The 25,086-nt window shown below is 59.1% G+C and carries 21 protein-coding genes; 15 read left to right on the top strand and 6 right to left on the bottom strand.

Going from position 1 to position 25,086, the window contains the following annotated elements:
• Positions 1-9 precede the first annotated feature (9 nt).
• The 13 genes from PSEUDOMOFG3G_RS22710 to nudK all read left to right on the top strand — a co-directional run bounded on the left by PSEUDOMOFG3G_RS22710 (position 10) and on the right by nudK (position 15,089).
• Positions 10-546 carry a F0F1 ATP synthase subunit delta gene (locus PSEUDOMOFG3G_RS22710; protein ID WP_047230096.1) on the top strand — a complete coding sequence of 179 codons (537 nt, stop codon included), beginning with the start codon at positions 10-12 and terminating at the stop codon, positions 544-546.
• Between the two features lie 21 nt (positions 547-567).
• On the top strand, positions 568-2,112 hold the full coding sequence (gene atpA, locus PSEUDOMOFG3G_RS22705) for a F0F1 ATP synthase subunit alpha (protein WP_025216279.1): 1,545 nt from the start codon (positions 568-570) through the stop codon (positions 2,110-2,112).
• Positions 2,113-2,162: 50 nt separating this feature from the next.
• Positions 2,163-3,023 carry a F0F1 ATP synthase subunit gamma gene (atpG, locus tag PSEUDOMOFG3G_RS22700; RefSeq protein WP_003207090.1) on the top strand — a complete coding sequence of 287 codons (861 nt, stop codon included), beginning with the start codon at positions 2,163-2,165 and terminating at the stop codon, positions 3,021-3,023.
• A 27-nt stretch (positions 3,024-3,050) separates the two neighbouring features.
• Complete coding sequence (gene atpD / locus PSEUDOMOFG3G_RS22695) at positions 3,051-4,427, top strand: F0F1 ATP synthase subunit beta (RefSeq protein ID WP_047230095.1); 1,377 nt, start codon at positions 3,051-3,053, stop codon at positions 4,425-4,427.
• A gap of 45 nt (positions 4,428-4,472) precedes the next feature.
• Positions 4,473-4,898, top strand: coding sequence for a F0F1 ATP synthase subunit epsilon (locus tag PSEUDOMOFG3G_RS22690; protein WP_047230094.1), 426 nt, complete (start codon positions 4,473-4,475; stop codon positions 4,896-4,898).
• A 115-nt stretch (positions 4,899-5,013) separates the two neighbouring features.
• The gene (gene glmU / locus PSEUDOMOFG3G_RS22685; RefSeq protein ID WP_107323173.1) at positions 5,014-6,381 is read left to right on the top strand and encodes a bifunctional UDP-N-acetylglucosamine diphosphorylase/glucosamine-1-phosphate N-acetyltransferase GlmU; all 1,368 of its coding nucleotides are present in this window, start codon (positions 5,014-5,016) and stop codon (positions 6,379-6,381) included.
• Between the two features lie 223 nt (positions 6,382-6,604).
• Positions 6,605-7,381 carry a DeoR/GlpR family DNA-binding transcription regulator gene (locus PSEUDOMOFG3G_RS22680; RefSeq protein WP_107323172.1) on the top strand — a complete coding sequence of 259 codons (777 nt, stop codon included), beginning with the start codon at positions 6,605-6,607 and terminating at the stop codon, positions 7,379-7,381.
• Position 7,382: 1 nt separating this feature from the next.
• The gene (gene glmS / locus PSEUDOMOFG3G_RS22675; protein ID WP_107323171.1) at positions 7,383-9,215 is read left to right on the top strand and encodes a glutamine--fructose-6-phosphate transaminase (isomerizing); all 1,833 of its coding nucleotides are present in this window, start codon (positions 7,383-7,385) and stop codon (positions 9,213-9,215) included.
• Between the two features lie 571 nt (positions 9,216-9,786).
• Positions 9,787-10,758, top strand: coding sequence for a tripartite tricarboxylate transporter substrate binding protein (locus PSEUDOMOFG3G_RS22670; protein WP_076383165.1), 972 nt, complete (start codon positions 9,787-9,789; stop codon positions 10,756-10,758).
• Between the two features lie 80 nt (positions 10,759-10,838).
• Complete coding sequence (locus PSEUDOMOFG3G_RS22665) at positions 10,839-11,321, top strand: tripartite tricarboxylate transporter TctB family protein (RefSeq protein WP_107323169.1); 483 nt, start codon at positions 10,839-10,841, stop codon at positions 11,319-11,321.
• A gap of 9 nt (positions 11,322-11,330) precedes the next feature.
• Positions 11,331-12,851 (top strand): tripartite tricarboxylate transporter permease, encoded by a 1,521-nt coding sequence (locus tag PSEUDOMOFG3G_RS22660; RefSeq protein ID WP_047226654.1) that lies wholly within the window; start codon positions 11,331-11,333, stop codon positions 12,849-12,851.
• Between the two features lie 121 nt (positions 12,852-12,972).
• Positions 12,973-14,400 (top strand): FAD-binding oxidoreductase, encoded by a 1,428-nt coding sequence (locus tag PSEUDOMOFG3G_RS22655; protein ID WP_139048713.1) that lies wholly within the window; start codon positions 12,973-12,975, stop codon positions 14,398-14,400.
• Between the two features lie 95 nt (positions 14,401-14,495).
• Positions 14,496-15,089, top strand: a complete 594-nt coding sequence (gene nudK, locus PSEUDOMOFG3G_RS22650) for a GDP-mannose pyrophosphatase NudK (protein ID WP_139048699.1) — start codon at positions 14,496-14,498, stop codon at positions 15,087-15,089.
• Positions 15,090-15,160: 71 nt separating this feature from the next.
• Here nudK and PSEUDOMOFG3G_RS22645 read toward each other — a convergent pair whose 3' ends face one another.
• A complete protein-coding gene (locus PSEUDOMOFG3G_RS22645) occupies positions 15,161-17,374 on the bottom strand; it encodes an LTA synthase family protein (RefSeq protein WP_171061288.1) in 2,214 nt (737 codons plus the stop codon).
• A 280-nt stretch (positions 17,375-17,654) separates the two neighbouring features.
• Here PSEUDOMOFG3G_RS22645 and PSEUDOMOFG3G_RS22640 point away from each other — a divergent pair, with 280 nt between their 5' ends.
• Positions 17,655-18,557: a LysR family transcriptional regulator gene (locus tag PSEUDOMOFG3G_RS22640; protein ID WP_047226657.1), complete on the top strand. Its 903-nt coding sequence runs from the start codon at positions 17,655-17,657 to the stop codon at positions 18,555-18,557.
• Between the two features lie 125 nt (positions 18,558-18,682).
• Positions 18,683-19,309: a glutathione S-transferase family protein gene (locus PSEUDOMOFG3G_RS22635; RefSeq protein ID WP_139048698.1), complete on the top strand. Its 627-nt coding sequence runs from the start codon at positions 18,683-18,685 to the stop codon at positions 19,307-19,309.
• 58 nt (positions 19,310-19,367) lie between these two features.
• Here PSEUDOMOFG3G_RS22635 and PSEUDOMOFG3G_RS22630 read toward each other — a convergent pair whose 3' ends face one another.
• Genes PSEUDOMOFG3G_RS22630 through PSEUDOMOFG3G_RS22610 form a run of 5 tightly spaced genes read right to left on the bottom strand, consistent with a single transcriptional unit; the run spans position 19,368 to position 25,046 of the window.
• Positions 19,368-20,498 (bottom strand): glycosyltransferase family 4 protein, encoded by a 1,131-nt coding sequence (locus tag PSEUDOMOFG3G_RS22630; protein WP_139048697.1) that lies wholly within the window; start codon positions 20,496-20,498, stop codon positions 19,368-19,370.
• Positions 20,499-21,629, bottom strand: coding sequence for a glycosyltransferase family 1 protein (locus tag PSEUDOMOFG3G_RS22625; protein WP_139048696.1), 1,131 nt, complete (start codon positions 21,627-21,629; stop codon positions 20,499-20,501).
• Positions 21,620-22,987, bottom strand: a complete 1,368-nt coding sequence (locus PSEUDOMOFG3G_RS22620; RefSeq protein WP_139048695.1) for a glycosyltransferase family 1 protein — start codon at positions 22,985-22,987, stop codon at positions 21,620-21,622. Before PSEUDOMOFG3G_RS22620 ends, PSEUDOMOFG3G_RS22625 begins: the two co-directional genes overlap by 10 nt.
• Positions 22,984-24,249 (bottom strand): ABC transporter ATP-binding protein, encoded by a 1,266-nt coding sequence (locus PSEUDOMOFG3G_RS22615; protein ID WP_139048694.1) that lies wholly within the window; start codon positions 24,247-24,249, stop codon positions 22,984-22,986. The genes PSEUDOMOFG3G_RS22620 and PSEUDOMOFG3G_RS22615 overlap by 4 nt, the downstream gene beginning before the upstream one ends.
• Positions 24,249-25,046, bottom strand: a complete 798-nt coding sequence (locus PSEUDOMOFG3G_RS22610; RefSeq protein ID WP_047226663.1) for an ABC transporter permease — start codon at positions 25,044-25,046, stop codon at positions 24,249-24,251. The genes PSEUDOMOFG3G_RS22615 and PSEUDOMOFG3G_RS22610 overlap by 1 nt, the downstream gene beginning before the upstream one ends.
• Positions 25,047-25,086: the final 40 nt, after the last annotated feature.

Below are 25,086 nucleotides of genomic sequence, written 5' to 3'. Positions count from 1 at the left end.
AGGGCGATCATGGCAGAACTGACCACGTTGGCCCGACCTTACGCTAAGGCGGCCTTCGAGCACGCTCAGGCCCACCAGCAACTGGCCAATTGGTCAGCCATGCTCGGCCTGGCAGCAGCGGTGTCGCAAGATGACACCATGCAGCGCGTGCTCAAGGCCCCGCGACTGACGAGCGCAGAAAAGGCCGCCACGTTCATTGACGTGTGCGGCGACAAGTTCGATGCCAAGGCACAGAATTTCATTCACGTCGTTGCCGAAAACGACCGTCTCCCGCTTCTGCCGGAGATCGCCGCATTGTTCGACCTGTACAAGGCTGAGCAAGAGAAGTCGGTAGACGTGGAAGTGACCAGTGCTTTTGCATTGAACCAAGAACAGCAAGACAAACTCGCCAAGGTTCTCAGTGCACGACTCAACCGGGAAGTGCGTCTGGACGTTACGGAAGACCCTGCCTTGATTGGTGGTGTCGTTATCCGCGCCGGTGACCTGGTTATCGATGGCTCGATTCGCGGCAAAATCGCGAAACTTGCCGAAGCATTGAAATCTTGAGTTTGAAGGGGCAGCAGAGCAATGCAGCAACTCAATCCTTCCGAAATAAGTGAAATTATCAAGGGCCGCATCGACAAGCTCGATGTGACCTCCCAAGCCCGTAACGAAGGCACTGTCGTCAGCGTATCTGACGGCATCGTGCGGATTCACGGTCTGGCCGACGTCATGTACGGCGAGATGATCGAGTTTCCGGGCGGCGTCTACGGTATGGCCCTCAACCTGGAGCAAGACTCTGTAGGTGCCGTGGTATTGGGCGCGTACACGTCTCTGGCTGAAGGCATGAGCGCCAAGTGCACCGGCCGCATCCTCGAAGTTCCGGTTGGTAAGGAACTGCTGGGTCGCGTAGTCGACGCACTGGGTAACCCAGTTGACGGCAAAGGTCCGCTGAACAACACCGAGACCGATGCGGTCGAGAAAGTTGCTCCAGGCGTGATCTGGCGTAAGTCGGTAGACCAGCCTGTACAGACTGGCTACAAGGCTGTCGATGCCATGATCCCTGTCGGCCGTGGCCAGCGTGAGCTGATCATCGGTGACCGTCAGATCGGTAAAACCGCTCTGGCGATCGACGCGATCATCAACCAGAAGAACAGCGGCATTTTCTGCGTCTACGTGGCAATCGGTCAGAAGCAATCGACCATCGCCAACGTGGTTCGCAAGCTGGAAGAAAACGGCGCCCTGGCCAACACGATCATCGTGGCTGCCAGTGCTTCGGAATCTCCTGCGCTGCAGTTCCTGGCACCGTACTCCGGTTGCACCATGGGCGAATACTTCCGCGACCGCGGTGAAGACGCGCTGATCGTTTATGACGATCTGTCCAAGCAGGCAGTGGCTTACCGCCAGATTTCCCTGCTGCTGCGCCGTCCACCAGGCCGTGAAGCTTACCCAGGCGACGTGTTCTATCTCCACTCCCGTCTGCTGGAGCGCGCATCCCGCGTTTCGGAAGAGTACGTAGAGAAGTTCACCAACGGCGCAGTGACCGGCAAAACCGGTTCCCTGACCGCACTGCCGATCATCGAAACCCAGGCTGGCGACGTTTCTGCGTTCGTTCCGACCAACGTGATTTCCATCACCGACGGTCAGATCTTCCTGGAATCGGCCATGTTCAACTCCGGGATCCGTCCTGCTGTGAACGCCGGTGTTTCGGTATCCCGTGTGGGTGGTGCCGCTCAGACCAAGATCATCAAGAAGCTCTCCGGTGGTATCCGTACCGCTCTGGCTCAGTACCGTGAACTGGCGGCATTCGCCCAATTCGCGTCTGACTTGGACGAAGCGACCCGTAAGCAACTTGAGCATGGTCAGCGCGTTACCGAGCTGATGAAGCAGAAGCAATACGCTCCGATGTCGATCGCTGACATGGCGTTGTCGCTGTATGCCGCTGAACGTGGGTTCCTGACTGACGTCGAAATCGCCAAGGTCGGCAGCTTTGAACAAGCGCTGATTGCTTACTTCAACCGCGATCACGCCGATTTGATGGCGAAGATCAACGTGAAGGGTGACTTCAATGACGAAATCGACGCTGGCATGAAAGCCGGTATCGAGAAGTTCAAGGCCACCCAAACCTGGTAAGCCGCAGCGGGAGTCGCAAGGCTCCCGCTTGCTAACCTGATAGGTGTTACATGGCAGGCGCAAAAGAGATTCGCAGTAAGATTGCGAGCATCAAAAGCACGCAAAAAATTACCAGCGCCATGGAAAAAGTGGCGGTCAGCAAAATGCGCAAGGCACAAATGCGCATGGCTGCTAGCCGTCCCTACGCGGAGCGCATCCGCCAGGTAATTGGTCATCTGGCCAACGCCAACCCGGAATATCGCCACCCGTTCATGATCGACCGCGCCATCAAGCGCGTCGGTTACGTTGTGGTGAGCAGTGACCGTGGTCTGTGCGGTGGCTTGAACACCAACCTGTTCAAGGCCCTGGTCAAGGACATGGCTGTAAACCGTGAACAAGGCGTCGAGATCGATCTGTGCGTGATTGGTAGCAAGGGTGCGGCTTTTTTCCGCAACTTCGGCGGTAACGTCGTCGCTGCTATCAGCCACCTGGGTGAAGAGCCGTCGATCAATGATCTGATCGGCAGCGTCAAGGTGATGCTGGATGCTTACCTGGAAGGCCGTATTGACCGCCTGTCCGTGGTATCCAACAAATTCATCAACACCATGACGCAACAGCCTACCGTGGAGCAGTTGATTCCACTGGTGGCGACCCCGGAACAGGAACTCAAGCACCACTGGGACTACCTCTACGAACCGGATGCCAAAGAGCTGCTTGACGGCTTGATGGTCCGCTACGTGGAATCGCAGGTTTACCAGGCGGTGGTCGAGAACAACGCAGCTGAACAAGCGGCGCGGATGATCGCGATGAAGAACGCTACCGACAACGCCGGTGATCTGATCAGTGATTTGCAACTGATCTACAACAAGGCGCGTCAGGCTGCGATCACCCAAGAGATCTCGGAAATCGTCGGCGGCGCTGCCGCGGTTTAACGGTTCAAATATTCAGAGGATCCAGCTATGAGTAGCGGACGTATCGTTCAAATCATCGGCGCCGTTATCGACGTGGAATTTCCACGCGACAGCGTACCGAGCATCTACAACGCGCTGAAAGTACAAGGCGCGGAAACCACTCTGGAAGTTCAGCAGCAGCTGGGCGACGGCGTGGTACGTACCATTGCGATGGGCTCCACCGAAGGCTTGAAGCGCGGTCTGGATGTTGTCGACTCTGGCGCAGCCATCTCCGTACCGGTCGGTAAAGCGACCTTGGGCCGGATCATGGACGTACTGGGCAACCCGATCGACGAAGCAGGTCCGATCGCCACCGAAGAGCGCTGGGGCATTCACCGTCCTGCGCCATCCTTCGCTGAACAGGCAGGCGGCAACGACCTGCTGGAAACCGGCATCAAGGTTATCGATCTGGTTTGCCCGTTCGCCAAGGGCGGTAAAGTCGGTCTGTTCGGTGGTGCCGGTGTCGGCAAGACCGTAAACATGATGGAACTGATCCGTAACATCGCCATCGAGCACAGCGGTTATTCCGTGTTCGCCGGTGTGGGTGAGCGTACTCGTGAGGGTAACGACTTCTACCACGAGATGAAGGACTCCAACGTTCTGGACAAAGTGGCACTGGTTTACGGTCAGATGAACGAGCCGCCGGGAAACCGTCTGCGCGTAGCCCTGACTGGTCTGACCATGGCCGAGAAGTTCCGTGACGAAGGTAACGACGTACTGTTGTTCGTCGACAACATCTACCGTTACACCCTGGCCGGTACCGAAGTATCCGCACTGCTGGGCCGTATGCCTTCGGCAGTAGGTTACCAGCCGACCCTGGCTGAAGAGATGGGCGTGCTGCAAGAGCGCATCACTTCGACCAAGGAAGGTTCGATCACCTCGATCCAGGCGGTATACGTACCGGCGGACGACTTGACCGACCCGTCGCCAGCGACCACCTTCGCCCACTTGGACGCCACCGTCGTTCTGTCCCGTGACATCGCTTCCCTGGGTATCTACCCAGCGGTAGACCCACTGGACTCGACTTCGCGTCAGCTGGACCCGAACGTGATCGGCCAGGAGCACTACGACACCGCTCGCGGCGTTCAGTACGTGCTGCAGCGCTACAAAGAGCTGAAGGACATCATTGCGATCCTGGGTATGGACGAGCTGTCGGAAACCGACAAGCAGTTGGTATCCCGCGCTCGTAAGATCCAGCGCTTCTTGTCGCAGCCGTTCTTCGTGGCTGAAGTCTTCACCGGTGCCTCGGGTAAATACGTTTCCCTGAAAGACACCATTGCTGGCTTCAAAGGCATCCTCAACGGTGACTACGACCACCTGCCAGAACAAGCGTTCTACATGGTCGGCGGCATCGAAGAAGCGATCGAGAAAGCCAAGAAACTGTAATCCCGGCGCCCGGAAACGGGCGCTAATTTAGGTTGAGGCAATCAGATGGCTATGACAGTCCATTGCGATATCGTCAGTGCGGAAGGGGAAATTTTCTCCGGTCTGGTCGAGATGGTGGTTGCGCATGGTGAGCTGGGCGATCTTGGTATCGCTCTGGGTCACGCACCGCTGATCACTAATCTGAAACCAGGTCCGATCCGCTTGATCAAGCAGGGCGGGGAATCCGAGGTGTATTACATCTCCGGTGGTTTCCTCGAGGTTCAGCCGAACATGGTCAAGGTCCTTGCCGACACCGTGCAACGTGCTGCCGACCTGGACGAAGCCTCCGCTCAGGAAGCCGTCAAGGCTGCTGAGAAGGCCTTGCATGAGCGCGGCGCCGAGTTCGATTACGGCTCTGCTGCTGCACGTCTGGCCGAGGCCGCAGCCCAGCTGCGCACCGTCCAGCAGATCCGCAAGAAGTTCGGCGGCTAAGCCGTCTGCTTTCTGTGCGATTGATTAAAAAGGGTAGCCTCGGCTACCCTTTTTTCTTTTTCCGACACTCATCATCTGGTCGCAGCCGCTGACCACCCAGGATTGGTAGCCAGTCATGTCTCTCGAAATCGTTATCCTCGCGGCGGGTCAAGGCACTCGCATGCGTTCGGCGCTGCCCAAGGTATTGCACCCGGTGGCCGGCAACTCCATGCTCGGTCATGTTATCCACAGCGCCCGGCAACTTGATCCACAGCGCATTCACGTGGTGATCGGCCATGGGGCGGATGCTGTGCGTGAGCGCTTGGCGGCGGATGACCTTAATTTTGTCCTGCAGGATAAACAACTGGGGACCGGCCACGCGGTGGCCCAGGCGGTGCCATTTATTACCGCCGATACGGTACTGATTCTCTACGGCGACGTGCCGCTGATCGAAGTCGATACCTTGCAGCGCCTGCTCAAGCATGCTGCTCCACAGCAATTGGGCCTGCTGACCGTCGAGCTGGATGACCCCACTGGTTACGGCCGCATTGTGCGCAACGCCGACGGCCAGGTGACAGCGATTGTCGAGCAAAAGGACGCCAACGAAGCCCAGCGCGCGATCACCGAAGGCAACACCGGCATTCTTGCCGTACCGGCTGAACGCCTGGGCGACTGGATGAGTCGTTTGTCGAACAACAATGCCCAGGGCGAGTACTACCTGACCGACGTGATTGCCATGGCGGTCAGCGACGGGCTGGTGGTCGCCACTGAGCAGCCGCTGGATGCCATGGAAGTGCAGGGCGCCAACGATCGCCGGCAACTGGCCGAACTGGAGCGTCACTATCAATTGCGCGCCGCCCGCCGCCTGATGGCTCAGGGCGTGACCCTGCGCGACCCGGCCCGTTTCGATGTGCGCGGTGAAGTCAGCGTCGGCCGCGATGTGGTCATCGACATCAACGTTATCCTTGAAGGCAAGGTCATCATCGAAGACGACGTGGTCATCGGCCCGAACTGTGTGATCAAGGACAGCACCCTGCGAAAAGGCGTGGTGATCAAAGCCAACAGTCACCTCGATGGCGCCGTCATGGGCGAAGGCAGCGACGCGGGCCCATTTGCTCGCCTGCGTCCGGGTACCGTGCTGGAAGCCCACGCCCATGTGGGTAACTTCGTCGAGCTCAAGAATGCCCACATGGGCGAAGGCGCCAAGGCCGGTCACCTGACCTATCTGGGTGACGCTGAAATCGGCGCACGCACGAACATTGGTGCCGGTACCATCACCTGCAATTACGACGGCGCCAATAAGTATCAGACGACTATTGGTGAGGACGTGTTCATTGGCTCCAATAATTCGCTGGTTGCACCGGTGACCATCGGTGATGGATCAAACACCGCAGCAGGTTCAACCATCAATCAGGATGTGGATAAGTCTCAACTGGCTGTGGCCCGTGCGCGGCAGCGCAACATCGATGGCTGGAAGCGCCCAGTCAAAATCCAGAAAACCTGAGTTATCCACAACTCCTGTCGCCGCCATCGCGAGCAGGCTCGCTCCCACACTGAATTCTCGGCTGACACGGGCCCCGTGGACGCTGCAATCAATGTGGGAGCGAGCCTGTTCGCGATGGCGTTCATGTTCACCCAGTTTCTGAATTTTTCTGCTCTTGTCTTGACGACATGCTTCCAATAGGTTTTGATTACTTACGTTATCTTTCGAATCGAAACTTATCCGTATGTCCAAGCGCAACACACCACAGCGCCGCCACAACATACTTGCCTTGCTTCAAGAGCAGGGCGAAGTCAGTGTTGATGAGTTGGCCAAGCGCTTCGAAACCTCGGAAGTTACGATTCGCAAGGATCTCGCCGCGTTGGAAACCAATGGTTTGCTGCTGCGTCGTTACGGTGGTGCGGTCCCCATGCCGCAGGAACTGGTCGCCGATAACGGGCAAGCCGTCTCCAAATACAAACAAGCCATTGCCCGGGCCGCGGTGAAGCGGGTCCGCGAACATGCGCGGATTATCATCGACAGTGGCAGCACCACTGCGGCAATGATTCCTCAGCTCGGACTGCAGCCGGGGTTGGTGGTGATGACCAATTCCCTGCATGTCGCCAGTGCCCTGAGCGAGCTGGAGCATGAACCGGTGCTGTTGATGACCGGCGGTACCTGGGATCCTCATTCCGAGTCGTTCCAGGGCCAAGTCGCGGAGCAGGTCCTGCGCTCCTACGATTTCGACCAGTTGTTTATCGGCGCCGACGGCATCGATCTGGTCCGAGGCACCACCACCTTTAACGAACTGTTGGGCCTGAGCCGTGTGATGGCTGAGGTTGCCCGCGAAGTGATCGTGATGGTGGAGGCCGACAAGATCGGCCGAAAAATTCCCAACCTGGAACTGCCGTGGAGCAGCGTCCATACCCTCATTACCGATGATCGCCTGCCCGTGGAGGCCCGCGATCAGATTCAGGCCCGTGGAATCAATGTGATCTGCGCGTCTGCCAGCCAGGAGAAATAGCATGTGTGGAATTGTCGGCGCCGTTGCTGAACGCAATATCACTGCAATCTTGCTCGAAGGCCTCAAGCGCCTCGAATACCGTGGTTATGACAGTGCCGGTGTGGCGGTGTTTACCAACGACGAGAAGCTTGAGCGCATGCGACGCCCTGGCAAAGTCAGTGAGCTGGAGCAAGCGCTGGACGCCGAGCCGCTGGTGGGGCGCCTGGGCATCGCCCACACCCGCTGGGCCACTCACGGTGCGCCGTGCGAGCGTAACGCCCACCCGCATTTCTCCGACAACCTGGCGGTCGTGCACAACGGCATTATCGAGAATCACGAAGCGCTACGTGAGCAACTCAAGGCACTCGGCTATGTGTTCACCTCCGACACTGACACCGAAGTCATTGCCCACCTGCTCAATCACAAGCTCAAGGAGTTGATGGACCTGACTGCGGCGCTCAAGGCCACCGTCAAGGAGCTCCACGGTGCCTATGGCTTGGCGGTGATCAGTGCCGAACAGCCGGATCGACTGGTTGCTGCCCGCAGCGGCAGCCCGTTGGTGATCGGTCTGGGCCTGGGGGAAAATTTCCTGGCTTCCGATCAGTTGGCGCTGCGTCAGGTCACTGACCGCTTCATGTACCTGGAAGAGGGCGATATCGCCGAAATTCGCCGCGACAGCGTGCAGATCTGGGACATCGACGGCAAAGCCGTGGAGCGCGAGACCGTTCAATACCGTGACGGCGCCGAAGCCGCCGACAAGGGCGAGTTCCGGCACTTCATGCTCAAGGAGATCCACGAACAACCGGCCGTGGTGCAACGCACCCTGGAAGGCCGCATGAGCCAGAGTCAGGTGCTGGTCCAGGCGTTCGGGCCACAGGCCGCCGAGCTGTTCGCCAAGGTTCGCAACGTGCAGATCGTTGCCTGTGGCACCAGCTACCACGCCGGTATGGTTGCTCGTTACTGGTTGGAAGAGTTGGCCGGTATTCCGTGCCAGGTCGAAGTCGCCAGCGAGTTCCGTTACCGCAAAGTGGTGGTGCAACCCGACACCCTGTTCGTCACCATTTCCCAGTCCGGTGAAACCGCCGACACCTTGGCCGCCCTGCGTAACGCCAAGGAGCTGGGTTTCCTCGCCAGCCTGGCGATCTGCAATGTGGGCATCAGCTCGTTGGTGCGCGAATCCGACCTGACCCTGCTGACCCAGGCTGGCCGTGAAATCGGTGTGGCGTCGACCAAGGCGTTCACCACGCAGTTGGTGGGCCTGCTTTTGCTGACCCTGTCTCTGGGACAGGTGCGCGGGACCTTGGGCGAGGGTGTCGAGGCAACATTGGTGGAAGAACTGCGCCGCCTGCCGACCCGTCTGGGCGAAGCCCTGGCGATGGACAGCACCGTGGAAAAAATCGCCGAGTTGTTCGCCGAGAAGAACCACACCCTGTTCCTGGGACGTGGCGCGCAATTCCCAGTGGCGATGGAAGGCGCCCTGAAGCTCAAGGAAATTTCCTATATCCACGCTGAAGCCTATCCGGCCGGTGAACTCAAGCACGGCCCGCTGGCCCTGGTGGACAACGATATGCCCGTGGTCACCGTGGCGCCGAACAACGAGCTGCTGGAAAAGCTCAAGTCCAACCTGCAGGAAGTGCGCGCCCGTGGCGGCCAGCTGATTGTCTTTGCCGATGAGAAGGCCGGCATGACCAATGGTGAAGGTACTCACGTGGTGCACATGCCGCACATCCACGACATCCTGTCGCCGATCCTCTACACGATCCCGCTGCAGTTGTTGTCGTACTATGTCGCGGTACTCAAGGGCACTGACGTCGACCAGCCACGAAACCTGGCCAAGTCTGTGACAGTGGAGTAAGCCCTGGCAGCCGGGGGCGCGGAGGTGGTTTCGGCTCCTCTGCACCCTGGCGTCACCGGTTGCTGCCATCCAGAACCCGGATCCTGAGCGGCACCGCTGATCGCCGCTCGTCCGATCGTCACCCCCGCATTGCTCCTCATGAGCGTAAACATGAGGCCACGTCTTCCTCCTCTCACCGATTCAACAAATATCCGCGTTGACAAAAATTATTTTAGGTGACGATAATCGGTCAAGTCGTACGACAACGTATGACATAAAATAATAAAATTGACGCAGGCCCTGCTATGCCATTCGCTCCGACGGCTCATCAGCATCGCTCTCTGCCCATTCTGCATAACCGTAGAAGGGCACATCTCTTCTCGCTTATGCATCCCAGCCAAGCGGGCCATGGCTGTCTAGAAAGCCATACTTGTTCGACTCAACCAAATTCCTTGCATCGTTCGCTTCCTGCTGCGCCCCAGTACGGCATTGCCACTGCGCGCGGGTTGGCAATACGCGCGATTCATCCTCGCGACACCCATACCCAACTCCCTACCAACACCTTCTACGGCAGCATCTCTGGAGAACAATAATGAGAAAAACACTATGCGCCTCTCTCGTCGCTTCCTTCTTGAGCCTCACCGCCGGAGCGGCCGTTGCCGCTGATGCGAGCGACTGGCCGACACGTCCGGTGCAGGTGGTGGTCATTGCCAACGCCGGCGGCGATACCGACTTCAACGCACGGATGATGGCCAAGTACTTCACCAAGCTGACCGGTAAGTCCATGGTCGTCACCAACATGGCCGGCGGGGGCGGCACCATCGCTGCCGACGCGGTCAAGAGCGCGGCGCCAGATGGCAACACCATTCTGTTCACCCACACCGGTCAGATGATCGTTAACGAAGTGGCAGGGTTGTCCGAAGATCGCTTCGATGCATTCGATGTCTCCTGCATCGCTGGCGTCGATAAAGGCGCTGTGTTCGTCTCCGCCAAAAGCTCGGGCATCGACACCCTCGATCAGTTGATTTCACAGGCCAAGGCCAAGCCAGGCACCATCACCTACGGCACCGAGATGGGTAACTTCTCGCACCTGCAAGGCTTGATGTTCGAGAAGCTCGCCGGCGTCAAACTGAAGATGGTCGACAGCGGCACCGTTTCGGAAAAAGTGGTGGCCTTGCTGGGCAAGCGCATTGACCTGGGTGCTATCAGCTATGGTTCGGTTCAGGACTACATTGCCAGCGGCAAGATGACCGCTCTGGGGCAGCCTAACGCAGAGCGCAACCCGCTGCTGGGTGACGTCAAGACGTTCAAGGAGCAAGGCGTGGACCTGGTCCTGGACAAGCCTTACATCGTCGCTTTCCCGAAAGGCACAGACCCGGCCATCGTCAAGAAAATGGCTGACACCATGAAGAAAATCACCGAAGAACCTGAATACGCTGAAGAGCTCAAGAAGTCCTTCAAGCAGCCTGTCAGCTTCCAGGGCACCGAAGAAGCCATTGCTACGCTGACCAAGACCCGTGACGACTTCATGCAGTTCAAGGACGAAATGCGTAAAGCCAAGTAAATCCTGGGAAACAGGATGGGGCGCTTACCGAATTGGCCAGCGCCCCTTTGCTCGGCCCTTCAAGTGAAAGAGGATCCTGTATGGATACCTACAAAAGAAATGAATTGTTCGCCGGCCTGGCGATGCTCGGTGCTGGTGTGGCGTACATGTTGTTGACCGCGAATCTGCCGCGTCGCGGTTTTGTCGACGCCGCTTTTGTGCCCTGGATTCTTTCCGGCGCGCTGTGCCTGTTGGGCGTGTTGCAGTTGCTGGCCTGGAGAAAACTGCCCCAGCAACGTGCCGAGCCTGTCGAGCCGGCCGAAGCCGCTGAATCGATCGATTACCCGACGGTTATCAAATCCATCGCCCTGGTGACGCTCTTCACCGCGCTGCTGGAAGTTGTCGGTTTCGTGATCATGACCACGCTTTACCTCTACGCCCAATTCATCGTGTTGACCCCCGCGGATCAGAAGGTCAAGCACGGGCTGTATGCCGTGATCGCGGTCGTTTCAGCAGCGTTGATTTTTGTGATCTTCCGTGAGGGCTTCGATTTGATGCTGCCCACCGGTCTATTGGATTTCTAGGGGACGGTGATGATTGAGCTCCTGCAACAAGGCTTCGGTGCCGTATTCTCGCCCTACGTATTTGTCCTGATCACCCTCGGCGTTGCAGTGGGGATCGTCTTTGGTGCGGTGCCCGGCCTTTCGGCCACCATGGCCATCGCCCTGTGCTTGCCGCTGACCTATTCGATGGGCCCGGCCACGGGTCTGTCACTGCTGGTTGCTCTGTTTGTCGGCGCCACCTCGGGGGGGCTGATTTCAGCGATATTGCTCAACATACCGGGCACGCCGGCCTCCATCGCCACGACGTTCGATGGTTCGCCGATGATGAAAAAGGGCCTGGGCGTCAAAGCCCTGGGCATTGGCGTGGTGTTCTCGTTCCTGGGCACGATTTTCAGCATTGCGGCGTTGATGTTTATCGCCCCGATCCTGGCGGACGTGGCCCTGAGTTTCGGTCCCCATGAATATTTCTCCATTGCCGTTTTTTCGCTGACTCTGATTGCCACACTGTCTACCGGTTCGCTGGTCAAAGGGCTGTTCGCCGGCGCCTTGGGCTTTGCCTTTTCAACCGTCGGGATCGCCCCGGTCGACGCCATTCGGCGTTTCACGTTCGACCTGCCGAGTCTTAACGGTGGCTTCGCCATGCTGACCGTCATGATCGGCATGTTTGCGGTCTCCGAAGTGCTGAAATTCGCCGAGAGCGCCCGCTCAAGCCACCGTGCCAAGCCACAGAACATCAGCATGAAGGGCGTGAAAGGGTTTGGTTTTTCCATCAAGGAGTTCATAAGCCAATTGCCGAACGCGACCCGCTCGGCGTTCATCGGCCTGGGCATCGGGATCCTGCCGGGCATCGGCGCTGGTACCTCGAACATTGTTTCCTACATCGCGGCAAAAAAGCGCTCAAAGCACCCGGAAGAATTCGGTAAAGGCTCCATCGAGGGCGTGGTTGCCAGCGAAACCGCGAACAACGCCGGTATTGGCGGTGCGATGATCCCGCTGCTGACCCTGGGTATTCCCGGAGACACCACCACGGCGGTGATGCTTGGCGGCTTCATGATTCACGGCATCCAGCCTGGCCCGCTGTTGTTCATCAGTCAGGGATCGCTGGTCTACACCATCTTTGCCGCGCTGATTCTGGCTTCGTTGCTGATGTTGGTGCTGGAGTTCTACGGACTGCGCATCTTCATCAAGTTGCTGGCGGTGCCCAAGCACATTCTGTTACCGATCATCCTGGTGCTCTGCGTAGTCGGTGCGTTCGGCCTCAACAGCCGCATCTTCGACGTCTGGGCGGTGCTGCTGTTCGGCCTGATGGGCTATGGCTTCGTCAAAGGTGGACTGCCGATTGCGCCGTTCATCATTGGCTTCATCCTCGGCCCTATGGCTGAAACCAACCTGCGGCGCGGTCTGATGCTCTCGGATGGCAACTTCAGTGGTTTCCTCACCACGCCGATCTCAGCGGTCTTCCTGGCCCTCGCAGCGGCGTCTGTCTCCTGGCACCTGGTGACGGTGATCCGTCACAAGAAAAGTGCCGCCATTGAGCTGATGCGCAGCTAGTTCATCTCAATCGGTCGCTTCCACTGCTGCAACGCACGATGTGCGCTGCAGCAGCCGAATTCAAACGCCGGAGACAGTCATGCAAAACCCCAATTCTCTCTCTTCGGCCGATCTCGACCCGATGGCCTGGGAGACGTTGATCCAAAGCGTCGAGCAAGTGGTCGGCGCGGCGGGGCTGGTGCGTGATCCTGAACTTATGCACAGCTACCTGACTGACTGGCGTAATGCTTACCAAGGCCGGGCCGCACTGGTGGTGCGCCCGGCCACAACCGAAGAAGTGGCGGCGGTGGTGCGGCTTTGCCATGACGCCGGGGTTGCCTTGGTGCCGCAGGGCGGAAATACCGGGTTGTGTGGCGGCTCGATCCCGGATTCGTCTGGTCGTCAGGTGGTGCTGTCGTTGACCCGGATGAAGCGCATCCGCGAAATCGACCTGGCCAATGAAACCATAACGGTCGAGGCCGGGGTGATTCTGCAGCAGTTGCAAGAAGCCGCCAGCCAGGCCGGTCGCTTGTTCCCGCTGTCACTGGGGGCCGAAGGCAGTTGCACGGTGGGCGGCAATCTGGCCACCAATGCCGGCGGCACGGCCGTGCTGCGTTACGGCAACATGCGCGAGCTGACCCTTGGGCTTGAGGTGGTATTGCCGGATGGACGTGTCTGGCACGGCTTGCGAGGTTTGCGCAAAGACAACACCGGCTACGACCTCAAGCATCTATTCATTGGCTCGGAAGGTACGCTTGGGATTATCACGGCGGCGGTACTCAAGTTGTTTCCGGCCACCCATAGCACGGCCACCGCTTGGGTCGCACTGCCCACGCCGCAGGCCGCGGTGGACCTGATCGGGCATGTTCGCAGCCTGTGCGCCGACCGTCTGACGGGCTTTGAGATGATGTCGCGCCAGAGCCTGGAGTTCGTCCTGGATCATGTGGCCGGTTGCAGTGACCCCTTGCAAGGGCCGCACCCGTGGTACGCCCTGATCGAATTGCGCGACACGGTGCCCGACGCACCTTTGGACCTGTTGCTTGAAAGTGGCCTGGGCCATGCATTTGAGACCGGGTGGGTGATTGATGCCGTGATCGCCAGCAACCAGACTCAGGCTGCGGCATTGTGGGCTCTGCGCGAAGGTATTTCCGAGGCGCAGAATCATGAAGGTCCAAGCCTCAAGCATGACATCAGCGTGCCCGTCAGCCAGATTCCGGCGTTCATCGAGCGTACCGATAGCGCCTTGCAACAGGCGTTTCCCGGCGTACGCATTGTTTCCTACGGTCACATGGGTGATGGCAACCTGCACTACAACATCAGCAAGCCGCTGGGCCATGCCGATGCCCCGTTCAAGGCCCAGGAACAAGCGATCATGCAGGTCATCTACCAGATGACGAGCGCTTTCAATGGCAGCATCAGTGCCGAACATGGCCTGGGGCAAGCCAAGCCGGACGCGGCGGCTCATTTCAAGGATCCGCTGGAGATCGAGTTGATGCGTGCCATCAAGCACACGCTGGATCCGACCGGGTTGATGAACCCCGGCAAGGTGTTTGCCACCGGGCTGGAGTGATCGATCCTGCCTCTGCTAGCCTGCCTCAATCATGGCAGGCCGTCGGCCTTTACGGCCACTCTGCCGCTTTCAGACACTGGACATGGAACGGCTGAATGACTCAGATAAGCACCAAAGATCGCGTGCGCATCAAGAAAGTCGAAGTGCTCTCGGACAACTGGTACGTGCTGCGCAAAACCACCTACGACTACCTCGGCCGCGATGGCCAGTGGCGCGAACTGGCCCGCGAGACCTACGATCGGGGCAACGGCGCGACCATCCTGCTGTACAGCAAGGCCAAGCAAACCGTGGTGCTGACCCGGCAGTTCCGCTTCCCGGCCTTCGTCAATGACCACGATGGTCTGTTGATCGAAACCTGTGCCGGCTTGCTGGATAACGACGACCCGCACACCTGCATCCGCAAGGAAACCCAAGAGGAAACCGGCTATATCGTCCAGGATGTACGCAAGGTGTTCGAGGCATTCATGAGCCCAGGGTCGGTGACAGAACGCCTGCATTTTTTCGTCGGCGAATACTTCGACGAAGATAAACAGCATGAGGGCGGCGGACTGGAAGCCGAGGGCGAGGAGATCGAAGTGTTGGAGATGTCTCTCGACAAGGCGCTGGGCATGATCGAAACCGGGGATATCTGCGACGGCAAGACCATCATGCTGTTGCAGTACGCCAAGCTGCATCGGTTGCTGGATTAGCCTGCTTCATTGATCAATTCAGCCCAGGACGATGTAAGGCGCAGCGTAGGTCATTGGCTGTGCGATGTCATTCAACTGGACTGGGCGTCACTGTCTTCCTGGACGAGGTTCAGGTAATCCGAGGGTTCTGTCTGCTCCGGCAGTTCGGTCACGACACTGAAGTCACTGATTTCGATGGCGCCCACCCCGTGCCCCAGCAGATGGAAAGAGAAAGCCTTGCGGGGTTGCGGGTTATCGAAACGGATATTCATCACCAGCGGCTGTTCGGGCGTCACCGCCACTTCCGTCGGCAGGTCGATCGCTACATCCTGCTCGAACTCTTTGGCCTTGAGGGAAATATAGGCCGCATTGTCCGGACCCAGGGCGCGGATGGTCAGGCTGACGCGGGTCTGTGAGCCCTTGGGCATCTCCAGGTATTGGGCACCGATCAGGTTGTCGGTCCAGTCGTTGGTGATTTGGGCCGGAAGCGGGATTTGATCGGCGCTACCAAACTGATAATGCTGGTTGAGCGGTGTATGGAGCAGGGTGCGGTCCAGGGCCGTGGCCCGCGCGCTGATCAACCTGGCCCGTTGACCGCTGTATTGCCCGCCGTAAGTGGCGCGCTCCGTGATGAAACCTTCGCTGGTGTAATAGCGGCAGCGCTGCAGGAAATCGCATTCGGTGAAAGTGCTCTTGCCATCGTGGTAGCGCAGCTTGCCATTGGTGAACGACATGATTTCCCGGCCCGTTGCGTATTCCCGGAACAACGAGCGACCGGACAATGACTTGGGCACTTTGAAACCGAAGTAATCGAGGACCGAGGCGCTCAGGTCCACATGACCGTAGACCCCCGACTTGACCCGGGGCAATGGCTCCGGCGCCAATGTCAGGTTGAAACCCCAGGATGACGCCAGGCGTACATCGTCGATGCCGTGGGATTCGTCCGAGGTGATGATCACCAGGGTGTCTTTCAGCACGCCTTGGCGTTCCAGCCCCGACATGAAGCTGTCCAGTGCGTCATCCAGGTAATCGACGGCCGCCTGCTTGGTGGTGTCGTAGCGTTGCAGGTAGTCATCCGGCGCTGAGTAGGGCTGGTGCGTGCCCACCGTCAGCAGCGTAAGCATCCAGGGCTTCTTTGCCTTTTGCAGTTGCCCGACGTAATCCAGCGCGCCCTCGAAGAATGTCTTGTCGTCCTTGCCCCAAGGGAATTCCAGGTAGGCAGGTTTGGTGAACCAGTCCATGCCCAGGGTGGTGTCGAAGCCGATGTGCGGCATGATCCGGTCCTTGGCCATGAACCGCAGGCCCGCACCTTGCAGGAAGTGCGTGGAGAACCCGTTGCGGCGCAACTGGGCCGGCAGGCAGGCCTGGTTGCGCCGGCTCAGGTTCAACATCTCGACGCCTTTGGGCGTGCCGTCGTCGAATTTGTCGTAGTCGCCACACAGCATCGAATACAGGCCACGAATGGTCTGATGATTGTGCAGGACGTAATCGGGTGTATTCATGCCGCGCTTGGCCCAGGCACTGAGGTGCGGCATCAGGTCCTCCTGATAGCTGCTTTTCAGGGCCTGACGGTTGACGCCCACGTAGGCGCCGGGAACGCCTTCCAGGGTGATGATCAGGACGTTGCGGGCCCGGCCCGGTGCAGGCAGGATTTTCTGGCCTTCAAGATCGAGCCGGGTAAGCCCCTCCATGGGCGGGGTTTGAACCACCGCATCATCTTCAAGCCATAGCTGGGTTCGATCCTGCCCGGCGGCAACGGCTGCCGTGACGAGTTGGTGGGGAAGATTGAACAGGTTCCATTGGTCTGCCTCACTGGGTCGCCAGGTTTGCACCACACTGTGGCTCAGCAAAAGCACTACCGGCAGCGCCCAGGCGTGGCGCGGCAAGCGAGGCGCCATATACAACCGGCGGGGCCATTGGACGATCAGCCAGACCATCAACGCGGCCAGTTGCACCCCTGCCAGCCAGGGATGGGCGAAGCCGCCGCTGGTGGAGTTTTCGACGAATTGCGGGTCGGTCAGGTAATGCAGGTCCGATGGGGTGGGCATGCGCCCGACAGCACTGACCAGTTCGATGCTGGCCAGCGTCAGCATGCTCCAGATCAGCAAAATGGGTAATGCCACCCACCAGGGACGACGGTAAAGCAGCACGATCAGCAACCCGCCCATGCCCAGGTCAGACAGATAGCCCAGCGGATCGGACCATCCCAGCGAGAGGCGCAGGCCCATGGGGATGATTAATACACATCCGGCCAGGGCGATGAGAGGGGCAAGGGGGTGCGTGAAGCCGCGGTAAAAAACATTCACAAAAAGGGGCCTTCCGATGGACGCCAGTCAGGCACGCATCTTGTGGACACGGGCTTGCGAGCAAGCCCGTGTCCACAAGACCTACGCCATGGTTCGAGTCATTAAGTTGTCATGAAAGTATGCTCGATGGTACCAAGCATAGTCGCAATTGACCGGGTCGATGTGCCGATGCCCGATCGCGTTGCGCTGTGGTTCGCTGGCGTAGCCCCCTACAATGGCGGTGCGGCGCTGATTTGAGGTGCGCGGCCAACTTGTATCAAGGTTTCTCATTGGGGGATGAATGGACAGGTTTCAGGAAATGCAGGTTTTTGTCGCCGTGGCCCAGGACTCCGGTTTCTCGGCGGCTGCGCGACGCCTGGGCCTGTCGGCGGCCAGCGTCACACGCGCCGTGGCGGCGTTGGAGCAGCGTATCGGTACGCCCTTGCTGGTGCGCACCACCCGCAACGTATACCTGAGCGAAGCGGGCCAGCGCTTTCTCGAGGACTGCCGCCGAATTCTGGCGGATTTGCAGGAAGCCGAGGATTCAGCGGTCGGCAGTCACGCCCAGCCCCGCGGGCAATTGACGATTACCGCCCCGGTGCTGTTTGGTCAGTTGTTTGTCACGCCGGTGCTGGTCGATTACCTGCAGCAATTCCCCGAGGTCGGCATCAATGCCTTATTGCTGGACCGTATCGTCAGCATGGTCGAGGAGGGCATCGACATTGCCATACGCATTGGCGAGTTGCCCGACAGCAGTCAGCACGCCGTGCGTGTGGGTGAAGTACGACGGGTGGTTTGCGGTTCCCCCGATCTCTTCGCTCGCCATGGCCGACCCGCACACCCGCAGGATCTGGAGCACATGCCGGTAGTCGCCTCATCGGCCACCGGTCAGATCAGAAACTGGACGTTCATCGACGCAGGGCAACCGCTCTCTGTGCGACCCGCGCCGAGACTGGTGGTCACGGCCAACCAGGCCGCAATCACGGCGGCCTGTCAGGGGTTGGGGTTGACTCGGGTCTTGTCTTATCAGGTGGCGGGCAACGTTGCCAACGGGGAACTGGAGATCGTTCTGGCTGACTTCGAACTGCCGCCCCTGCCGATCCATGTGGTGTACCAAGGTGGACGCAAAGCGCCGGCGCGAGTACGCAGTTTTGTTGACTTTACCGTCCGTGCATTGCGTGAGCACCCGGCCTTGAAAGGCTGAGACATTGTTTCGCTGTTTGAAACAATGGATTGCATATTCGGGTGATTCTCTAGTCTTCAGTCGAAGCGGAAGATGACCCCATCGACGCCGTTCTGCTGATGGCGTCACTTGCAACGGAGTCGACCATGAATCCCATCAAGCTTTATCACTTTCCGCTTTCCGGCCACGCGCATCGCGTTCAGTTGATGCTTTCCTTGCTCGGGTTGCCCGTCGAGGTGGTTTTTGTTGACCTGGCCAAAGGCGAACAAAAACAGGCAGATTTCCTGGCCATTAATGCCTTTGGCCAAGTGCCGGTCATTGACGATGACGGTATGGTGCTGGCCGATTCCAACGCCATCCTGGTGTACCTGGCAAGCAAGTATGGCAAGGGTCGCTGGTTGCCAACGGATCCGGTCGGCGCCGCCCGCGTACAGCGCTGGTTGTCGGTGGCGGCCGGGCCGCTCCATGCAGGGCCGGCCGCGGCGCGATTGATTACGGTGTTCGGCGCGCCTTACAACGCAGAGGAGGTGATCGCCCGTTCCCACAGCCTGCTCAAAGTCATTGATCAGCACTTGAGCAGCAGCGCGTATCTGACAGGTGACGTTGCGACGATTGCCGATGTTGCCGGCTACAGCTACATCGCCCATGCGCCGGAGGGCAATGTGTCGCTGGAAGACTACCCCCACGTACGTGCATGGCTGGGGCGGATCGAGGCCTTGCCCGGGTTCGTCGGTATGCCGCGTACGGTTGCCGGGTTGCAACAGCACGCCTGAAAATGCACTGAGTCACCTTGAGGCGAGGGGATTTATCCACTCGCCTCATCGGTGAGTGTTACGCGTAGGAAAGCGCCTTTTGCTCCAGCAACGCCTCATAGAGTTGCAGCCATTTGCGGCCCATCTCCTCGGAGGTGAACAACTGCCGGTAACGCTCTTCGGCCCTGATGCCCATTTCCCTGGCCTGTGCCGGGTTGTCCCACAGGGTACGCATCGCTTCCCGGAAAGCTTCGGGGTTGCTGGGGGGCACCACCAGGCCGGTTTCATTGTGGATATTGATGTAGCTGGTGCCGGTGCCGATCTCGCTGGAGATCATCGGTTTACCATACATCGCGCCTTCGAGCAGGGAGATGCCAAACGCTTCAGAGCGCAGGTGTGAGGGGAACACGATGGCGTAGCTCAGCTCCAGCAATGCCACCTTGTCTTCATCGCCCAGGCGTCCGAGGAAGTGCAGGTTGCGCAGGCCCAGCGCCTGTGCCTGGGCATGCAGTTCTTTCTCCAGCGGGCCTGCACCGACGATGACCACCGGATAATCCACGCCTTTGAGGGCGTCGAGCAGAATGTGCAGGCCCTTGTAATAACGCATCACCCCCACGAACAGAAAGAAGCGCTCGCCCAATTTGGTCTTCCACTGCGCGATGCGTTCAGCGTCACGCTGTGGATAACTGGCTTTGTTCAAGCCATAGGTAATGACCTGGGTCTTATCGCGGTACTCCTTGAGCACGTCGCTGGTATGCACGTAGTTAGGCGACGCCGCGACGATGCGATCCGCGCCGTTCAAGAAGCGTCGCATCAGAGGGCGATACAGCTTCAGCAGATGCCGCTGGCGAATGATGTCCGAATGATAAGTGACGACGTAGGGCTTTTTCACCGAGCTGCAAAAATGCACCAGATCCATGAATGGCCAGGGGAAGTGGTAGTTGATTACGTCTGCTTCGGCAGCCAGCTCGCGGAATTTCTTGAAAACACTGTAGGAAAAACCGGTGGAGGCCAGTTGGAATTCCATCCGGGCCTGATGAACCTTATGCTGTCGAATGCTGATCGGACCCGGCGCCGGATCGTTGCTCAGCGTCAACACGGTGTTATCGATGCCCAATCGGTCACTGCTGTCGCACAGCTGGAAAATAACCTGTTCGATGCCGCCCATGGAGTCAGGCAGATAGGTTTTGTAAAAGTGCAGGACTCGCATTCAACCTCCCAGAACCTGGCGATACGCCTGGGCGGTCACCGTTGCACACCGTTGCCAGGAAAAAAGCGCTGCTTGTTGCAACCCGGCTTCACGACACGCCTGCCAATGCAGGCGATCTTCGATCAACCGGTCCATGGCTTCGCGCATGCCTTGGGGATCGTCGGGGTCGCAATAATTGCCGGCCGCCCCGGCCACTTCCGGCATCGCCGAGCAGCGGGTGGTAATCACCGGGGTGCCGCTGGCCATGGCTTCGAGTACCGGCAGGCCAAAGCCTTCATAGCGCGACGGAAAAATCAGTGCACGTGCCCCAGCCAATAGCTGGGCAACCTGTTCGTCGGGCAAGTAGCCCGCGAGACAAACATGACCTCCGGCCAGGGCATTTTTCAACTCGTCGCTGAGTTGTGCGCGTTGCCATCCGCTCATTCCTACGATGAACAAAGGGAAAGTCTGACGGACGGATTCGGGCAGCCGGGCGTGGGCGCGCAGGGCCAGTGACAGGTTCTTGCGTGGCTCCAGGGTGCCAACACACAGAAAATATCGACCCGCTTCCAGCCCATGGGCTTTGAGAACCCCATCGATGGCTTCGGGTTCGCGTGGATGGAAGCGTGCAGCAGCCCCCAGCGGGGCGACTCTCAAGCGTTCCGCGCAAAGGCCGAAGTGTTCTCGGGCTTCATCGGCGATGAACTGCGAGTCCGTCAGAATCAGCTGCGACTGCTCAACCGCACGGCTGAGCCGACGCTCGATTTCCCTCAGTCGTGCCGGTGGTTGCGTCTCGGGGTAGCGCAGGTGCGTCAGGTCATGCAGCGTCATCACCGTCGGCCCTTCGAAGGCCAGGGGCCACAAGCTCGGTTCGTGATACAGGTCGATGGCGCGAGAACGGCCCTGATCGAAGCGTTTCTGCTCCAGCCAGCGCCGCGCCCGATAGGCCCCCGGTACCTGGCGCAGCAAAGGTGTAAGCCGCGAGTAACCAGGCGTGGCCGCTTGCGGCAACTGCGAGCTCCAGCCCCAGCCGTGGAACAATGACAGCTGTACATCCGGCTCCTGGGCCAGGGCAGTGGCCAGTTCCGCCACGTATTGACCGATGCCTGTGCGTGGCGCCTGGAGAATCCGGGCGTTCAGAGCTATTCGCATGCTGTTTCCCTGTCGAGGATCACTTCATCGATGTGTCGCTCGATTCGCTCCACCAATTGCGCACTGGCCTGGCGCCAGCTCAGCCATTGCCATTGATCGAGGGGACGACTGGCCGGGAAAACCCCGCTGTTTTCCATGCCGGTCACCAGGTCTGCCAGGCTCTGCGGATCTTCGAGATTGAAATAGGCCATGAATTCACCGCCGATTTCCCGAAATACCTCAATGTCGCTGCCCATCGCCGGCAAGCCGCGCTGCATGGCCTCCACCAGCGGCAGACCAAAGCCTTCAACGTAGGAGGGGAACACCAGCGCAGTGGCATGTTGGTAAGCGTGTTCCAGGCTATGGTCCGAAAGATTGTTGAACATAAACAGGCGGCTGTTGAGTTGCGGGTGACGCCTTATGCGCTCGATCAAGTCCTCACATTTCCAGCCTATTTTTCCGACGATGCATAACCTTGCCTTTGAGCCGGCAGCCCAGGCGCGTTCGAACGCATCGAGCAGGTAAGCGTGGTTCTTGCGTGGTTCGATGGTGCTGACCATCAGGAACACCGGCTCGGGCTGCGTGAATACTCGCAGCAGTTTGCTGTCGATGGCGCTGGTGGCATCCACCAAATCCAGTTCGCTGCCCAAGTGGAAATAGTCGAACCAACGTTCACGTACCTGTTGCTCGCCAATACGCCGTACCATTTCCTCGCGAAGCTGGTCTCGGATGGTGGTGGAGATCGCGATGTAGCCATCGGCGGTGCGGGCGATCCAGTCGAACCAATGGTTGAACACCTTGACCAGCCCGGCGTCGCAGAACTGTGGATGGGTCAGGGGAATCAGGTCGTAGACCACCGAGATGATCCCGACGCCCTCACGCTTGAGCTTTTCGGCCAAGGGGAAGAAGCCTGAGTGCCAGGAGGAGTCGAGCAACACCAGTTGGTCACCGGCTCTATGCTCCAGCGGTACGCTACGTGTCGGGACTTGCTGGCGTTTGAGGAGGCGATCGAGTACTCGGATCGGAATGCTCAGGCACCCCAGAGCGAACAACCGGCAGCCGACGTACAACAGGCGACGAGCCCAAACTGACTGGTTGAATGGGCGTCGCCGCTCGAGGGTCCGCTGTCTGAGCCATAACAGGTTGGCGAACTGTTCCAGCCCTGCTCGCAAGCCGACCAGATCCAGCCCCTTTGTGGGCAGAGGAGCCAGACTTTTAACTTCGTACAACTTACCTTGCAGCATCACCACGGGAATGCATTCGCACTCCTGATTTATGGTCGGCAGCTCGCGGATAACGTTGCGCACCACCCGCTGGATTCCGGAATTGTCATTCGGATGATCGTACACATAGGTGCAGTCCACCAGCAGGCGGGTCATGGCAACTCCTTTTGCGTCAGTTCCTCGGCCGCTGGTAATGCGGTGCGCTGGATGCTGGTACGGGCCTGGAGCCACGAACAGCCAACGAAATCTTCCTGGCGATTGTTGATGACGTGGAACACCAGCCCGTAGTCGCGCCATTCGAAGTTGCGGTCCAAGTGCGAGTCCAGTCGGGACAGGCTCAGCGCGACGGAGTAATTGCCCTTGCCCAGGCGCATGTCAAAACTGAAACGGAAGGTGACGTGCTCGCCGGCCTTGAGGTCGGTCACGGCTTTATCCTGGCGATGGGTGTTGATGCCGTACATGGGCTGGCCGAGGCGGTCCTTGATCAGGAAACCCAGCACCAGCCGCTCGATGTCCTGGCGGATTTCGACCCGCACCTGCAACACCATCGGTTGGCCGATTTCGGCCACTTCCACCGGCTGGCCCTGACTGTTCAACAGCTGTACATCAACAATGCCGGCCTCGCCGGTGCCGGAGATGGTACGTACCTGGCCGTTGGCGAGCATTTCCTGGCGGACGATCTGGCCCTCGCGCTGGGCCAGCATTGCGTTGTAATAATCCATCACCTCTTCCGGCTTGCCGCGCATGGCCATGCGCCCGTGCTCCAGCAGGATGGCGGTGTCGCAGATCGACTGAATCGCCGAGCGGTCGTGGGACACGATCAGCAGCGTCGTACCGGCCTTGCGAAAACTGCGGATGCGCTCAAAGCTTTTATGCTGGAAGTAGGCGTCACCCACCGACAGGGCTTCATCGACGATCAGGATATCCGGGCGGCGGGCCGTGGCGACGCTGAAGGCCAGGCGCATTTGCATGCCACTGGAATAGGTGCGTACCGGCTGGTCGATGGCCGCGCCGATTTCGGCAAAACCTTCGATCTCGGGCATCAACGATTCGATTTCCTCCACCTGCATGCCCAGCAACTGCCCGGCCATGAAAGCGTTCTGGCGGCCGGTGAAGTCCGGGTGGAACCCCATGCCCAGCTCCAGCAACGCCGCGACGCGGCCACGCAATTGAATGTGGCCGCAGGTGGGTTGCGTGGTGCCGGTGATCATTTTGAGCAACGTGCTTTTGCCCGCGCCGTTGACCCCGACGATGCCGACGGCTTCACCGGGCTGGATCTCGAAATCGACGCCCTGCAGGACCCAGTGCAATTGATGACGCGGGCGGGAAAAGGGAATCAGCCATTCGAACAACCGGCTCCAGCGGTTCGGATACTGCTTGTAGGCCTTGCCCAGGCCACTGACGCGTAAATGCCCCATCAGAGTTCATCCACCATTTCACCGCCGCGGCGTCGAAACATCCGCAAACCGGTGACGCACATCAGTAGGCCGATGACCAACAGCGGTGTCAGCGAACTCCAGACCGGCCACTGGTTGTAGAGAAACAGATTCTGGTAACTCTGCATCAGCGCTGTCATGGGGTTGAGGGCCAGCAGTTGCTGGATCGACGGCGGAAGGATGGTCATCGGGTAAACAATGGGCGTCAGCCAGAACCAGAATTGCAGGCAAATGCCGAACAGTTGCCCGACATCGCGAAAGAACACATTGAGAATCCCCAGCAACATGCCCAGCCCGGCGGCGAACATCACCTGCAGGGCCAGCAATGGCACCAGCGCCAGCAACGTCATCCCTGGCCAGCGGCCGGTGATCAACAGGAAACCGAGAAAAAGGCCGAGGATGATCGCGAAGTTGATCCCGGCGTTGAACAGCACAATCACCGGCAGGCAGATCCTGGGAAAGCTGATCTTCTTCAGCAGATTGGCGTTTTCCAGAAACATGCCCTGACTGCGGGTCGTGATCTCGGCGAAGAACCCCCAGGTCAGCAGCCCGGCGCAGAGGTAGACGCTGTAGGCCATGCCATCGTCCACCCCCGGCAGGCGGGCGCGCATGATGTGGGAAAAAATCACGGTGTAGACGAGGATCATCGACAGCGGGTTGAGCACGGTCCACAACGCGCCGAACAAAGAGTTGCGATAGCGCGCCTGGAATTCGCGCTTGACGCTGCCGAGGACAAAACCGCGGTAGCTCCACAGCGCACGGTGCAAGGTCAGCAACATCAGACGGCCCTGCCATGAGGATGCCTTATGCATGTAGTTT

This window comes from Pseudomonas sp. FG-3G, from assembly GCF_901007645.1.
Lineage (GTDB): Bacteria > Pseudomonadota > Gammaproteobacteria > Pseudomonadales > Pseudomonadaceae > Aquipseudomonas > Aquipseudomonas rhizophila.
The sequence above is the reverse complement of the archived record's forward strand: the minus strand, read 5'-3'. Positions and strand labels throughout refer to the sequence as shown.

Coding starts and splice junctions, on each gene's coding strand:
- PSEUDOMOFG3G_RS22710 (WP_047230096.1), top strand. CDS start 10: ATGGCAGAACTGACCACGTTGGCCCGACCTTACGCTAAGGCGGCCTTC.
- atpA (WP_025216279.1), top strand. CDS start 568: ATGCAGCAACTCAATCCTTCCGAAATAAGTGAAATTATCAAGGGCCGC.
- atpG (WP_003207090.1), top strand. CDS start 2,163: ATGGCAGGCGCAAAAGAGATTCGCAGTAAGATTGCGAGCATCAAAAGC.
- atpD (WP_047230095.1), top strand. CDS start 3,051: ATGAGTAGCGGACGTATCGTTCAAATCATCGGCGCCGTTATCGACGTG.
- PSEUDOMOFG3G_RS22690 (WP_047230094.1), top strand. CDS start 4,473: ATGGCTATGACAGTCCATTGCGATATCGTCAGTGCGGAAGGGGAAATT.
- glmU (WP_107323173.1), top strand. CDS start 5,014: ATGTCTCTCGAAATCGTTATCCTCGCGGCGGGTCAAGGCACTCGCATG.
- PSEUDOMOFG3G_RS22680 (WP_107323172.1), top strand. CDS start 6,605: ATGTCCAAGCGCAACACACCACAGCGCCGCCACAACATACTTGCCTTG.
- glmS (WP_107323171.1), top strand. CDS start 7,383: ATGTGTGGAATTGTCGGCGCCGTTGCTGAACGCAATATCACTGCAATC.
- PSEUDOMOFG3G_RS22670 (WP_076383165.1), top strand. CDS start 9,787: ATGAGAAAAACACTATGCGCCTCTCTCGTCGCTTCCTTCTTGAGCCTC.
- PSEUDOMOFG3G_RS22665 (WP_107323169.1), top strand. CDS start 10,839: ATGGATACCTACAAAAGAAATGAATTGTTCGCCGGCCTGGCGATGCTC.
- PSEUDOMOFG3G_RS22660 (WP_047226654.1), top strand. CDS start 11,331: ATGATTGAGCTCCTGCAACAAGGCTTCGGTGCCGTATTCTCGCCCTAC.
- PSEUDOMOFG3G_RS22655 (WP_139048713.1), top strand. CDS start 12,973: ATGGCCTGGGAGACGTTGATCCAAAGCGTCGAGCAAGTGGTCGGCGCG.
- nudK (WP_139048699.1), top strand. CDS start 14,496: ATGACTCAGATAAGCACCAAAGATCGCGTGCGCATCAAGAAAGTCGAA.
- PSEUDOMOFG3G_RS22640 (WP_047226657.1), top strand. CDS start 17,655: ATGGACAGGTTTCAGGAAATGCAGGTTTTTGTCGCCGTGGCCCAGGAC.
- PSEUDOMOFG3G_RS22635 (WP_139048698.1), top strand. CDS start 18,683: ATGAATCCCATCAAGCTTTATCACTTTCCGCTTTCCGGCCACGCGCAT.
- PSEUDOMOFG3G_RS22630 (WP_139048697.1), bottom strand. CDS start 20,498: ATGCGAGTCCTGCACTTTTACAAAACCTATCTGCCTGACTCCATGGGC.
- PSEUDOMOFG3G_RS22625 (WP_139048696.1), bottom strand. CDS start 21,629: ATGCGAATAGCTCTGAACGCCCGGATTCTCCAGGCGCCACGCACAGGC.
- PSEUDOMOFG3G_RS22620 (WP_139048695.1), bottom strand. CDS start 22,987: ATGACCCGCCTGCTGGTGGACTGCACCTATGTGTACGATCATCCGAAT.
- PSEUDOMOFG3G_RS22615 (WP_139048694.1), bottom strand. CDS start 24,249: ATGGGGCATTTACGCGTCAGTGGCCTGGGCAAGGCCTACAAGCAGTAT.
- PSEUDOMOFG3G_RS22610 (WP_047226663.1), bottom strand. CDS start 25,046: ATGTTGCTGACCTTGCACCGTGCGCTGTGGAGCTACCGCGGTTTTGTC.